The sequence below is a fragment of the Pseudomonas sp. F1_0610 genome (assembly GCF_047470865.1).
GTDB lineage: Bacteria > Pseudomonadota > Gammaproteobacteria > Pseudomonadales > Pseudomonadaceae > JAZDRH01.
Genome location: NZ_JAZDRH010000001.1, coordinates 204,334 through 217,383 on the forward strand (window position 1 = coordinate 204,334; position 13,050 = coordinate 217,383).

Sequence of the window (13,050 nt, forward strand, 5' to 3'; positions counted from 1 at the left end):
ATGAGCCAGCCGTTAGCCTTGCATTTTCCGCTGTTTGGTAATCGTTTAATTGAAGCCAGCGCTGGTACAGGTAAAACCTATACCATTTCTGCTTTATATTTGCGCTTAATTTTGCAACATGGCAACGAAAATGCGTTTTGCAAACCTTTATTACCACCGCAAATTCTAGTAGTAACTTTTACTGACGCAGCTACCCGTGAATTGCGCGACCGCATACGCGCTCGTTTAGTTGAGGCAGCCCAAGCCTTCCGCGGTTTAATTGAGGTAAAAGACCCCTTGCTTGCCGCTTTATTAGCTGAATACCCAATCGAAGATCGCAGCCAACCTGCATTATTATTAGAAGTTGCAGCGCAATGGATGGATGAAGCGGCTGTCTCAACCATTCACTCATGGTGTCAACGCATGCTAAGAGAGCATGCATTTGATAGTAATAGTCTGTTTCAACAGCATTTAGAAACGGACCACAGTGAGTTGCTGGAGCAAGTAGTGTGCGACTTTTGGCGCCAGCACTGTTATCCCTTGCAAGCACAGGCTTTAACTTGGGTAATAAACAACTGGCAAGAACCAACAAAGCTACTAGAACAGCTTTATCCTCTGATGCGTTTACATCAACAACCTAGCATACAGTTAGAAGGCTCGCTACAAAGTAGATTGACGGAAACAACAGAGCAATTTGAGCTAAAACTTAAAGAACTAAAAGCGCCTTGGTTAAACTGGTGTGAGGAGCTCAAACAACTACTCTCGCAGGCTTGTGAAGATAAAAAAGTAGATGGCCGCAAACTCAAAATAGGCAATGTTTCTAAATGGCTGGCGGTAATTAACCACTGGGCGAGTACTGATGAAGTAGAGCTAAGCTTAACCGATAGCGCCTTCAAGCGCTTATCTCTAGAAGGCCTGCATGATGCTTGGAAAGATAAAAGCCAAGCCTTAGTTCATCCTGCATTAGAAGCATTAGGGAAAATTCCAAAACAAATAGCCGAGCAACAACAGCGTATTATCCAACAAGCGCTTTATTTTGCCAGCGGCTGGGTACAGCAACGTTTTGAGCAAGAAAAACAGATACGTGCGCAAATGGGGTTTGATGACATGCTCAAACGCCTTGATCATGCTTTGCAGAGTCAAAATGGTGAGCGTTTAGCTGCGCTAATTCGTCAACAGTTTCCTGTGGCCATGATTGATGAGTTTCAGGACACTGATCCCTTGCAGTATCGTATTTTTGATCAAATTTATAACTTAGAATTAGAGACAAAAGAAACAGGGCTTTTTTTAATTGGTGACCCTAAACAAGCTATTTATAGCTTCCGTGGAGCTGATATTTACACCTACTTAAAAGCCCGAGAAGCTACAGCACATAATCTATCCAGCCTAGATACTAACTTTCGCTCCACTAAAGGCATGGTTGAGTCTGTCAATAGCCTTTTTAATTATGCTGAGCAAAATGATGCCGGCAAGGGCGCTTTCTACTTCAAAACCGCTGAAAAAAATGCCCTCCCTTTTGAGCCAGTAAACGCAAGTGGAAAGGTAGAACAATGGATAGTAAATGGTGCCCCAGCGCCAGCATTAAGCCTAGTTTATGCTCAGCAAGATGAGCCTTTATCGCTGAACCTTTATCGTAAGCAAATGGCACAAAGCTGTGCCTGCGAAATAGTTCGTTTACTTAATCTTGGTGCACAGCAGCAGGCTGGGTTTGCTCAAAATACTGAATTGACGGCGGTAAAGCCAAGCGATATCGCTATTTTAGTGCGTAGTTTTACGGAAGCACAGGCTATACGTAGTGAGTTGGCAAAACGCAATGTACGCAGTGTGTATTTATCGGATAAAGACTCTGTCTTTGCTAGCTCTCAAGCTGTAGATATTTTACTCTGTTTGAAAGCTTGCCATACACCCAATCAAGAGCAGCCCTTAAAAGCCGCATTGGCGTCAGGAATGTTTTGCCGCAGCTTGTTTGAGTTAGAGCAGATCAATAATGATGAGTTACTCTGGGAAGAACAGGTAATGTCCTTTCGTAACTATCAAAAAATATGGCAGTGGCAAGGTGTATTACCTATGCTGCGTCAGCTATTACATGATTATCATCTGGCGCAGCGTATTACCGCACAAGAACAAGGCGAGCGAATACTAACTAATATTTTGCATCTAGCTGAATTACTACAGCATGCCAGCGTAGAGCTAGATGGCGAATTAGCCCTTATTCGTTATCTAGAACAAACCATAACTGGGCAGCTCAATGCCGGCGATGAACAAATATTGCGCCTTGAGAGCGATGAGGACTTAGTCCGTGTTATCACCATCCATAAATCTAAAGGGCTAGAGTACCCCTTAGTTTTTCTACCATTTATTTGCGCTAGCCGACCAGTGAATGAGAAAAAGCCGTATTATTTTTATGACCCTGTTAGCCAGCAGCATCAATTAGAGCTCGTTAGTACGGCTGAACATTACCAGTTGGCTGAAAATGAGCGTTTGGCTGAAGATTTACGTTTGCTTTATGTGGCACTAACACGTTCTCGTTATGCTTGCTGGTTAGGTCTGGCGGATATAAAAAGTAGTCAGAAAAAAGATTCAGCATTTCACACTACAGCCATAGGCTACCTGCTCACCCAAGGGCAAGCATTGGCGTCTAGCCTTGAATTGCCTCAGGTGTTAGCCAATGTCGCACTGCCTGAAATAACACAGATCAAGCCAGTTGATGAAGTAACAGAAACTCTATTTATAGGCCAGACTGAACAATTACAGCATCCTATTTGCCGTAAAATGCAACGAAATATTGCTGAGAACTGGTGGATTGCTTCTTATAGTGCATTAAAAATAGGGGAGAAAGTCCAGTACCAGAGTCCATTAGCTTATCAAGCGCCAGATACCGCCGATGCGGCTATCATGTTAGACGATGAAACCCTTGCTGAGCCAATTATTTCTACTGAGCAGACGGCAAGTGTCAGTATTCATACCTTTCCAAAAGGGCCTAAACAGGGCACTTTTTTACATGGCTTATTTGAGCTAGCTGCTGACATAGGTTTTTCTCAAGTGCAACAACAGCCTGAGCTAATTTTGCCGCAAATAGAGCACCGTTTACAGTTACGTGACTGGCAGCAATGGAATACTTGCGTGCAACAGTGGTTAGTGGCGGCTATGAGTAGCCCCCTGAATTTGGGTGATAACCACGTCAGCCTCGCCCAGCTCACAGACTATCAGTGCGAAATGGAGTTTTGGTTTGCAGCTAATCAGGTGGATGTTGTACAGCTTGATCGTCTAGTGCAAAAGCATGTTTTACCTGAGTTTGCACGACCAAGACTTGAACCTAATCGACTCAATGGCATGTTTAAAGGCTTTATAGATTTAACCTTTGAGTATCAAGGTAAATTCTACATTCTTGATTATAAATCCAATTGGCTTGGTGAAACTGCTGAAAGCTATACCCAATTAGCCATGGAAAAAATCATGCTAGATCATCGTTATGATCTGCAATATGTGTTTTATGTATTAGCGTTACACCGCCAGTTAGGCTTGCGCTTAGGCAGCCAATACAGCTACGAGGAGCACATCGGCGGTGTAGTTTATTGGTTTGTACGTGGCTTAGATGAGCCACAGCATGGGGTTTATTTTACACGCCCACCGCACGCTTTAATTGAAGCTTTAGATAGCCTATTTAGGGGTAAAACTCAGGAGCATAACCTATGAGTACGACATTAACCCAGCCCGAGCTTAGCCTTCAATTATTAAATCAGTGGGTCGACCTAGGCTGGTTACGTCCATTAGATAAAGCCTTTGCAGATTTTCTTTGGCAACTGGATCCTAGCGTGAGCGGCTTAACACTCATAGCCAGTGCTTTAGTTAGCTTCCAAGTTAGTCGTGGCCATATCTGTTTAGATTTAGCGGGTACATTAGACAATCCTAACTTTGCCTTAGCCCTAGAAGAGCATCCCTATAGCGCCAGTCCAGAGCATAAGCAACTATTACCTAATCTCCAATTACAGGGAATTAGCCTGATAGAACTACAACACTGCCTGCGCCAAAGTAGTTGTGTCAGCAGCGCCACGCAGGCCACAGCTGAACACAAGCCTTTGGTGCTTGCAGGTAGCTTTTTATATTTGCGTCGTTATTGGGACTATGAACAAAGCGTTATTCGTCATCTAGAACAGCGTTTAATGCCTATCGATCAGCCTGAAAATCAATTGCGCCAAGCACTAAATCAGCTTTTTCCTAAACAGAACCATAGCGACTGGCAAAAAGTCGCCTGTGCAATCGCCGCGCGCCGGCGTTTTAGTATTATCACCGGGGGCCCTGGTACTGGTAAAACTACAACAGTGGTGCGCCTATTGGCTTTATTGCAAGCAGAAGCTTTAACTAAAGGCGAACTATTACGTATCCGCTTGGCAGCGCCTACAGGTAAAGCAGCGGCCCGCTTAACAGAATCTATTAGCCAGCAAGTTCAAGCCTTGCCTGTAAGCGCTGAGATAAAAAATGCTATTCCTTGTGAAGTCAGCACCTTGCACCGCTTATTAGGTAGCCGACCTAACACAAGGCACTTTAAGCATCATCAAGACAATCCGCTGTCATTAGATGTTTTAGTGATTGATGAAGCCTCTATGATTGACTTGGATATGATGCACTCTGTACTCAGTGCATTGCCTTTATCTGCCAAGTTAATTTTATTAGGCGATAAAGATCAGCTAGCTTCTGTTGAGGCAGGAGCGGTACTCGGAGATCTATGCCAAAACGCCGAACAAGGGCTGTACACAGCAGAAACGCTCGCCTGGCTAGAACAAGTGACAGAGCAAAAACTCGTCGAAATTCAGCCAAGTACGGCTGGTAATGCGCTATCGCAGCATATTGTAATGCTGCGATACTCTCGCCGATTTGGCGAAGACTCTGGTATTGGCCAACTAGCTAAGGCAGTTAATACACAAGACCTACATAGCATTAAGGTCTTGTGGAACCAGAAATTTAACGATATTAGCCAATGCAGTATCAATGATACTACAGATGCAGAATTCAAAACCTTAGTACTAAACGGCTTAAACGAATCGGCACAAGGCTATAGTTATTATCTGCAAGAACTGATAAATACTCGCCCTAATCGCAATGAAACCAACTGGGTTGTTTATGAAGACTGGGCGCGTCATGTACTCAATGCTTTTGATCGCTTTCAACTACTCTGCGCGGTACGTAAAGGCGCCTTTGGTGTGGAGCAGCTTAACCAGCAAATTAGCACTTGGCTGCATCAACATAAGCTAACAGATGCCGCTGACGGCTGGTTTGAAGGGCGCCCTGTAATAATCACACGGAATGACTATAGTCTAGGCTTAATGAATGGCGATATTGGCATTGCTTTACGCGTGCCTTATCTGCAACAAGGCGTAGTGCAACAGAGCAGCGATCCTTTTAAGTTACGTGTGGTTTTTCCTAAAAATGATGGGCAAGGGGGATTGCATTTTATTTTACCAAGCCGACTCAGTCATTTTGAGAGTGTATTTGCAATGACCGTACATAAATCACAAGGCTCTGAGTTTGCGCATACGGCATTAATTCTACCGAATCAGAAAAATCCTGTGCTGACAAAAGAGCTGGTTTATACCGCCATTACCCGGGCACAAACGCATTTTACTTTGGTTGAGTCGAACAAAAATGTCTTCAAAGAAGCCATAAAGACACAGGTGAATCGCTTAAGTGGATTAAAGGACATATTTAGTCATAAAAATGCTATCCATTAGTCATAGAAATATAATAAAAGTATGCTTTCTGCTAGGCGAGTAAGGAAAAATTAAGTACACTGAAATTGACTATGACAGTTTTAAGTAGTTCTCGTTTTAGATTGTTTTTGCATAATAAGGCGAGATATAAATAAAAAACGCCAGCGTTTAACTGATCCATTATGGAGATAAGAATGGACCTGAAGCCACTAACTAAAGCAATCGCTTTTACTACTCTAAGTGCTGCAGTATTAGCACCATCCCTTGCTCAAGCGGCCTTTGTTGAAGATGCCAAAGCCAGCTTGACTATGAAAAACTTCTACATCAACAACGACAACCGTGACGGTGGTGTTGATGACAAACAATGGGGCCAAGGCTTTATCCTAAACGTACAGTCTGGCTTTACTGAAGGCACTGTAGGTTTTGGTCTTGATGCAGTGGCAATGTGGGGCATCAAATTAGACGATAGCTCAACCAGCTCTAAAAAAGGCCGCGCAAGCAGCCAGTTGTTCCCAACCAAAACCAATGGTCACTCTACGGATGACTTTGCCAAACTAGGCGTGACCGCTAAAGCACGTATTTCTCAAACAGAAGCCCGTGTAGGTACTTTACAGCCTAACTTGCCTATCCTAAAAACTAACGATGGTCGTTTGTTACCTCAAATGTTCAATGGTGGTCAAATCACCATGAACGAAATTGAGAACCTCAGTGTTGTTGCAGGCTTGTTAAATAATGCCGTAGGCCGTGCTTCTAGCAACCGTACCGGCTTATCTGTATCTGGCAGCGCAGAAGACAGCAATAAATTTTGGTTTGCAGGTGCTGACTATAAGGTTATGCCTGACCTAACCTTGCAATATTACTATGCCAACCTAGAAGACTTTTATAAACAAAACTTCTTAGGTTTAAACCATACCTTTAATATTGCAGACAACCAAAGCTTTAATACAGATATTCGCTATTTCAGCACCAAAGCAGATGGTAATAACAAGTCTGATAGCAAGCGTGGCAATTATGCTATTGGTGGTTACACCAAAAACGGTAATGGCAAAATCGACAACAATACTTGGAGCTTAGCCTTCACGTATAAGCTTGATAAGCACAGCATTATGCTAGGCCATCAGCGTGTGTCGAAAAACAGTGATTTCACTCAGCTAAACCAAGGTGGTCTAGGTGAAGGCGCGCAAGGTGCATCGGTATGGTTGCATACTGACCGCTTAATCAATAACTTCGCTACAGCAGGTACTAAATCATCTTGGGTTGATTACAAGTACGACTTTGCTGGCGTTGGCGTTCCTGGCTTAAAAGCGGGTGTTAGCTACACTAAAGGTACAAATATGTACTTGAAAAACACCACCAAAGGCCACCAGTGGGAGCGTGATATCGCACTTGACTACACCATTCAAGAAGGCACATTTAAAAATGTTACCTTCTCAGCGCGTAATGGTACTTTACGTGGACACAATGGTGCCGTTAAAGATACTGACCACAACCGCGTATACGTAACTTACACACTGCCTTTGCTATAAACTGTAGCCTGTAAGTTAAGAAAACCCGCTTTGGCGGGTTTTCTTTTTTGTGAGAAAAATATCACTACCTTTTTGCTTTAAGTATGGCTTTTTGCTATTATATGCAGTCGTTCACTTTGTTCCTATAGAAAAGTATAAAAAGACAAAGCGAGTTATCGGCGAGATGCCGAGAAGTAAAAAGGAGATTTATTATGCAAACTTTAATTATTAAAAAAGCACAACATTGGATAGATAATGTCACTCACTGGTTAAGCAGCCATGTGAAAACCGATCAGCAATTAGTGATCAAAAGTTGGAATCAACAACAAGAAACGAGCCCCTCTAAGCATTCTTGTTGTTAAGCCAAAGTAGGGCGGCAAACTACTGATTTTATTCTAAATTTAAAAATTCAGAAAAAACAAATAAGTATTTGACAGTACTCAGAAATCTTGTAGAATGTCGCCCACATTACGGAGGAGTGGCAGAGCGGTTGAATGCAACGGTCTTGAAAACCGTCGTAGGCTAATACCCTACCGTGAGTTCGAATCTCACCTCCTCCGCCATCTGCAAAAGCCCAGCTAACATGCTGGGCTTTTTTATGCCTAGCGCTTTTTAATTAAAAAATACACTTAACCATGTTTCCGTAGCTCTAGCATAAATTCGAAAGCTTTTCCTTTTACTCAGATTAGTAGCATTAAGTGATTGACATGCTTACAAATTCTTGTAGAATGTCGCCCACATTACGGAGGAGTGGCAGAGCGGTTGAATGCAACGGTCTTGAAAACCGTCGTAGGCTAATACCCTACCGTGAGTTCGAATCTCACCTCCTCCGCCATCTACAAAAAGCCCAGCTAATATGCTGGGCTTTTTTATGTCCAAAGGAAAGTGGCTATGCTTGGTTTGAGGCAGATTTTAGTAAAAGAAGCATTATCTAAAAGACGCATCTGTCAATTTCTTGAGCTTGTTTTTAACCTACCCAGTTGCCACATTCTTATTTCTCAGCAGCAAGATGAAGAACTCCCTTCAATAGCCGATTGGAGTGGAATCCGTTTATGGTGCCAAGTTGCAGATCTATCAGGAGATGCACGCTTAATGCTTAATCTGTCTCGCTATGAAGATAGCTTAAGTATTCTAAATGGCCTTTGTTACGCCTGTATTCGCATGCAAGTCACTGCTTTTTTAGATATTGATAATCACAACAAGTATTTGTGTATTGAAAAAGATAAGCTGTATCCAGTGTTTATGGATGAGGAAAGGGTAAGCTACTCTAAGTCAGAAACGGCTATTTATTTTTATACTCTTTAAGCAGTCATTATGCTTGATGTTAGTATGAAGGCGATGGTCCAGCTAACGCTATTTAAGGAAAGAACATGCTAAAGCAAATTAGTTTTTCTTTATTACTCAGTTTAAGTATTCATACTTATGCTATTGCTGAAAATAATCACATTGAAAGCTACGAGAAAGATGGCTATCAAATAACCTTTAGTTTTTGTGCTGAGTGTGCGTTTTTAGATAAAGAATTAGCCTTGAACAAAGGGCAGGATACGCTACAGCTGGAATATGAAAAAGCCTATTTTGATATGGCTACAGGTGATGAAGCCGACGAGCACTTCATTGATGCAATCGCCTACAGTGTCACTAATGCCCATACAGTAGATGAGCCTTTCGCTTTTGCGTTACTTAGTAAAAGACGCCAATTAAACCATGCTGTTATTCGCTATTTATCGGATCAAGGCTCTGGAACCTTAGTCTGTATTCCGCCTAGAAAGCATAACCATACTGATATTAAAAGCATGTTGCTCACGGCTGGCTGCCAAGAGGCGATTGAGCGCTTTAATGTGCCTATGAGCAAACTGGATATTGAATCATTAGAACGCGCAAAAGGCACATTAAACTAGTCTAATACGAATATAATCCATTACTGAGTGACTTATAAAGGTATTGGGGTTTCTTGCAGATACTTCCATTGCCAACTATCTTGATTGATCTTAATACAGGCGATAGAGCCGCGCAGTGTTGTGCTGCTTCGTTCAAATTGCCTTTCTTGATAAGCAATCCAAACATAGTCTGGGTGTTCAGTAATAACCTCTATTGACTCAATTTCAATGGTTAAACTTGGTTTTTTTCCTTGTTGCTGTCTAAAAAAAGACATCACTTGCGCATAATTAAGCAGGCTCCCACTCATGGTGCGCATTGAAAAATCCTCAGTAAAGTGTTCACTCAGTTTTTCTAAAGCGTTGGCGCTGGCTGTGGTAAACACATCTGCAATCCAATGATGTAAAAGATCAATGCTTTGTATAGCGATTTGTTGCGTCGTTTTCATGGTTTTTTATTACTCAAGGAGGGGAGGTCATAGCAATCTCCAAACTTCTAGCTTAAAAAAATAAGTTTGGCTTAGCGATACAAGGGTATTAACATGGTTGTTAAATTTAATTTAACAATGCTTATCTATGCTCCCAGATTTAAAGCTTACGCAGACATTTATCCAGGTCGTAGAAACGGGCTCTTTCACAAAGGCAGCCGCGATTCTGAATTTAAGTCGAGCCATGATTAGTATTCAGATTAAACAGCTAGAAGAACAACTCAATGTGCAGCTATTAGTACGTAGCACACGCAAAATAGCAGTCACTGAAATAGGTAATAGGTTTTATCAGCGTTTTAAGCGTATTCATGCAAGCATTGAGCAAACACTAGATGATATACAGCTTGAAACACAAGAGATTACAGGCAGGCTGCGCTTTACTGCCACTCAGGAATTTGGTGAGCGCTTCATTTTGCCTTTATTGAGTGATTTTGTGCAGCGTTATCCAAAGCTTAGCCTTGAATATAAGGTGAACTCTACTTTAAATGATCTCATTAGTGATCAATTGGATTTAGCCATTCGCTTAGGTAACTTACCTGATAGCACTTTAAAAGCGCGGCGTTTAGGTAGTTATGCTATTTACTTAATTGCATCCCCGCACTTTAAAGAGCTAACAACAGTAGGCCAAGTACTAGCTGCTCCTTGGATTGAACACAGCCTTGTTGATATGCACGCGTGGTGGTTGCAGCATCCTAGCTTAGCTGCTGAAAACTTGCATCCTAAACATATTAAAGCGAGTTCCAACTCTATTAGCGCCATAGTACAAATGGTGAAAGCAGGGCTAGGCATTAGTATTTGCCCTGACTGGATGGTTAAAGAAGAACTTGAACAAGGGCAGTTAATACGTCTTTTGCCTGAGTATCAACTGCCACGGCAAAATATCCAATTGGTCTTTCCTAACACAGACCATATTCCTTTAAAAACAAGAGTCTTTATTGATTACTTAAAGCAAAACATTAATCTTTAAGTAGACTATTTTTATAACCTATGGGGCTTTGTTTTGCACTTAAATAAATAGCGTTTTAAATGCCTATGCGTAACTCATCGGGCTTTAGTGTGCTGCAACTGAAAACAGCTGCCAAAAGCTGCTGAGCTTTAGACTAACTCCTGCTAAACTAAGATTATTTTTATTTGTAAGGTTTTTTCGTCATGATCAAAAAATGTCTTTTCCCAGCGGCTGGCTACGGTACGCGTTTTCTGCCAGCGACTAAAGCCATGCCAAAAGAGATGCTTCCCATTGTTAATAAACCATTAATTCAATATGGCGTGGAAGAAGCCTTAGAAGCAGGCATTAAAGATATTGCTATTGTGACGGGACGTAATAAGCGTGCCATTGAAGATCATTTTGATATTAGCTATGAGCTAGAAAGTCAAATCCAAGGTACGGATAAAGAACAGTATTTAACAGGCATTCGTCAGATTATGCAGAATGCGACTTTTTCCTATACCCGCCAAGTTGAGATGAAAGGCTTAGGTCATGCGATTCTTTCAGGTCGCCCATTAATTGGTGATGAGCCTTTTGCCGTAGTGCTGGCTGACGATCTGTGTTTAAACCCAGATGAGGATGGCGTGTTAGAGCAAATGGTCAAACTCTACAACCAATTTCGCTGCTCCATTGTCGCTATTCAAGAAGTGCCACGCGATCAGACCTCTAAATACGGTGTGATTGATGGGCAAATGATTCGTGATGATATTTATCGTGTAAATACTATGGTTGAAAAGCCAGCACCTGAAGATGCGCCCTCTAACTTAGCTATTATCGGTCGTTATATTTTAACCCCTGATATTTTTGATTTAATTGAGCAGACCGAGCCTGGCAAGGGTGGTGAAATACAAATCACAGATGCTCTCATGAAACAAGCGCAGCAAGGCTGTGTGTTAGCCTATAAATTTAAAGGCCGTCGTTTTGACTGCGGCATGACCGAAGGCTATATCGAAGCTACTAACTATTGTTACGAAAACTTCCATAAAAAGTGAGTTAAAAGGTGCGTTTATCGCACCTTTTTCTTAAGCACTAAAATAGCCTTAATCGAGTTTATGTTAGGCTGTATTTATTTCTAGTTTATAAAAAGAGAGCATAGTCATGACCTACGACTTTGATTTATTTGTTATTGGAGCAGGCTCTGGTGGTGTTCGCGCCTCTCGTTTTGCTGCCAGCTTTGGCGCTAAAGTGGCTGTAGCAGAAAGTCGCTATTTGGGGGGCACTTGCGTCAATGTCGGTTGTGTACCGAAAAAACTCTTAAGTTATGCCGCTAGCTTTCATGATGAACCCTCTATTGCGCAAAGCTTTGGCTGGGAACTCACAGCTAAGTCGTTTGATTGGACCAAATTAATCAACAATAAAAACACCGAAATTCAGCGCCTGAATGGCATTTATAAAAACTTATTGGTCAACAGTGGTGTCACTTTGCTAGAAGGGCATGCACGCTTTGTCGATGCCCAGCATGTTGAAGTAAACGGCACTGTCTATAGCGCAAAACATATTTTAATCACCGTTGGTGGCTGGCCTTTTGTGCCGGACATTCCTGGCAAAGAACATGCAATCAGCTCCAATGAAGTCTTCTATCTTCCCGAACAGCCAAAGCATATTGTGATTGTAGGTGGTGGCTATATTGCACTTGAGTTTGCTTCAATATTCAAAGGCTTAGGATCAGAAGTTGAAGTTATTTATAGGGGAGATTTATTCCTTAAAGGCTTCGATAATGATGTGCGCGAGCACCTTAAACAAAGCTTTGAAGCCCAAGGCATTCAACTTCGTTTTAATAGCACTATCAAAGCCATTGAGAAACGTGCAAATAACCAGTTTGTAGCACAACTAGATGACGGGCAAAGCATTACAACCAATAGTGTTTTCTATGCTACTGGGCGTAAACCTATGCTAGATAACCTGAATATTGAAGCTGCAGGCGTGGCTCTGGATAAGCGTGGCTATATTCAAGTTAATCCGCATTATCAAACATCGCAGCCTAATGTTTACGCCATGGGTGATGTCATTGGGCGCGTGCAACTAACACCTGTTGCCCTTGCTGAGGGAATGGCTGTAGCTCGCCACCTATTCAAGCCTGAGCAGTATCAACCGGTTGACTACCAACTGATTCCTACCGCAGTCTTCACCTTACCCAATATCTCTACTGTCGGCTTAACCGAGGAACAAGCCCGTGCACAAGGCTTTGACGTCGCTATTTTTGAAAGTCGTTTTCGCCCAATGAAGCTTAGTCTAAGCGCGTTACAAGAGCGCATCTACATGAAACTCATTGTAGATAAAGCGAGCGACAAGGTGTTAGGTTGTCATATGGTGGGTCCAGAAGCCGCTGAAATTATCCAAGGCCTAGCCATTGCCTTAAAAGCAGGTGCGACAAAAGCGATATTCGACCAAACAGTAGGCATTCACCCAAGCTCAGCGGAAGAATTTGTTACTATGCGCACTGAACGCACTTAAAAATAAAAAGGGCGATTAAATCGCCCTTTGTTAGCTATAAGATTTGCCCTGCATTTA

10 protein-coding genes and 2 tRNA genes are annotated in these 13,050 nt (G+C 42.2%); 11 read left to right on the top strand and 1 reads right to left on the bottom strand.

What is annotated here, in order from left to right; genetic code table 11:
* The 8 genes from recB to VQ643_RS01000 all read left to right on the top strand — a co-directional run bounded on the left by recB (position 1) and on the right by VQ643_RS01000 (position 9,090).
* On the top strand, positions 1 to 3,675 hold the full coding sequence (gene recB, locus VQ643_RS00965; RefSeq protein ID WP_414197357.1) for an exodeoxyribonuclease V subunit beta: 3,675 nt from the start codon (positions 1 to 3) through the stop codon (positions 3,673 to 3,675).
* The gene (gene recD / locus VQ643_RS00970; protein WP_414197358.1) at positions 3,672 to 5,708 is read left to right on the top strand and encodes an exodeoxyribonuclease V subunit alpha; all 2,037 of its coding nucleotides are present in this window, start codon (positions 3,672 to 3,674) and stop codon (positions 5,706 to 5,708) included. Before recB ends, recD begins: the two co-directional genes overlap by 4 nt.
* Before the next feature lie 173 nt (positions 5,709 to 5,881).
* Positions 5,882 to 7,213, top strand: a complete 1,332-nt coding sequence (locus VQ643_RS00975; RefSeq protein WP_414197359.1) for an OprD family porin — start codon at positions 5,882 to 5,884, stop codon at positions 7,211 to 7,213.
* A gap of 191 nt (positions 7,214 to 7,404) precedes the next feature.
* Entirely contained in the window at positions 7,405 to 7,554 is a 150-nt protein-coding gene (locus VQ643_RS00980) for a hypothetical protein (protein WP_414197361.1), read from the top strand.
* A gap of 110 nt (positions 7,555 to 7,664) precedes the next feature.
* Positions 7,665 to 7,755, top strand: a tRNA-Ser gene (locus VQ643_RS00985).
* 181 nt (positions 7,756 to 7,936) lie between these two features.
* Positions 7,937 to 8,027 (top strand) — tRNA-Ser (locus tag VQ643_RS00990).
* A gap of 56 nt (positions 8,028 to 8,083) precedes the next feature.
* Complete coding sequence (locus VQ643_RS00995) at positions 8,084 to 8,497, top strand: hypothetical protein (protein WP_414197362.1); 414 nt, start codon at positions 8,084 to 8,086, stop codon at positions 8,495 to 8,497.
* 65 nt (positions 8,498 to 8,562) lie between these two features.
* Positions 8,563 to 9,090 (top strand): hypothetical protein, encoded by a 528-nt coding sequence (locus VQ643_RS01000; protein WP_414197363.1) that lies wholly within the window; start codon positions 8,563 to 8,565, stop codon positions 9,088 to 9,090.
* Between the two features lie 32 nt (positions 9,091 to 9,122).
* Here the strand turns inward: VQ643_RS01000 and VQ643_RS01005 are convergent, their stop codons facing one another.
* Positions 9,123 to 9,515: a nuclear transport factor 2 family protein gene (locus tag VQ643_RS01005; RefSeq protein WP_414197364.1), complete on the bottom strand. Its 393-nt coding sequence runs from the start codon at positions 9,513 to 9,515 to the stop codon at positions 9,123 to 9,125.
* Positions 9,516 to 9,642: 127 nt separating this feature from the next.
* On the opposite strand from VQ643_RS01005, the gene VQ643_RS01010 reads away from it, so the two are divergent.
* The 3 genes from VQ643_RS01010 to gorA all read left to right on the top strand — a co-directional run bounded on the left by VQ643_RS01010 (position 9,643) and on the right by gorA (position 12,993).
* Positions 9,643 to 10,521, top strand: a complete 879-nt coding sequence (locus VQ643_RS01010) for a LysR family transcriptional regulator (RefSeq protein WP_414197365.1) — start codon at positions 9,643 to 9,645, stop codon at positions 10,519 to 10,521.
* Between the two features lie 182 nt (positions 10,522 to 10,703).
* Complete coding sequence (galU, locus tag VQ643_RS01015) at positions 10,704 to 11,531, top strand: UTP--glucose-1-phosphate uridylyltransferase GalU (protein WP_414197367.1); 828 nt, start codon at positions 10,704 to 10,706, stop codon at positions 11,529 to 11,531.
* 106 nt (positions 11,532 to 11,637) lie between these two features.
* Positions 11,638 to 12,993, top strand: a complete 1,356-nt coding sequence (gene gorA, locus VQ643_RS01020; RefSeq protein WP_414197368.1) for a glutathione-disulfide reductase — start codon at positions 11,638 to 11,640, stop codon at positions 12,991 to 12,993.
* The last annotated feature ends 57 nt before the right edge of the window (positions 12,994 to 13,050 follow it).

Coding starts and splice junctions, on each gene's coding strand:
- galU (WP_414197367.1), top strand. CDS start 10,704: ATGATCAAAAAATGTCTTTTCCCAGCGGCTGGCTACGGTACGCGTTTT.
- VQ643_RS00980 (WP_414197361.1), top strand. CDS start 7,405: ATGCAAACTTTAATTATTAAAAAAGCACAACATTGGATAGATAATGTC.
- VQ643_RS01010 (WP_414197365.1), top strand. CDS start 9,643: ATGCTCCCAGATTTAAAGCTTACGCAGACATTTATCCAGGTCGTAGAA.
- VQ643_RS00975 (WP_414197359.1), top strand. CDS start 5,882: ATGGACCTGAAGCCACTAACTAAAGCAATCGCTTTTACTACTCTAAGT.
- recD (WP_414197358.1), top strand. CDS start 3,672: ATGAGTACGACATTAACCCAGCCCGAGCTTAGCCTTCAATTATTAAAT.
- VQ643_RS01005 (WP_414197364.1), bottom strand. CDS start 9,515: ATGAAAACGACGCAACAAATCGCTATACAAAGCATTGATCTTTTACAT.
- VQ643_RS00995 (WP_414197362.1), top strand. CDS start 8,084: ATGCTTGGTTTGAGGCAGATTTTAGTAAAAGAAGCATTATCTAAAAGA.
- recB (WP_414197357.1), top strand. CDS start 1: ATGAGCCAGCCGTTAGCCTTGCATTTTCCGCTGTTTGGTAATCGTTTA.
- gorA (WP_414197368.1), top strand. CDS start 11,638: ATGACCTACGACTTTGATTTATTTGTTATTGGAGCAGGCTCTGGTGGT.
- VQ643_RS01000 (WP_414197363.1), top strand. CDS start 8,563: ATGCTAAAGCAAATTAGTTTTTCTTTATTACTCAGTTTAAGTATTCAT.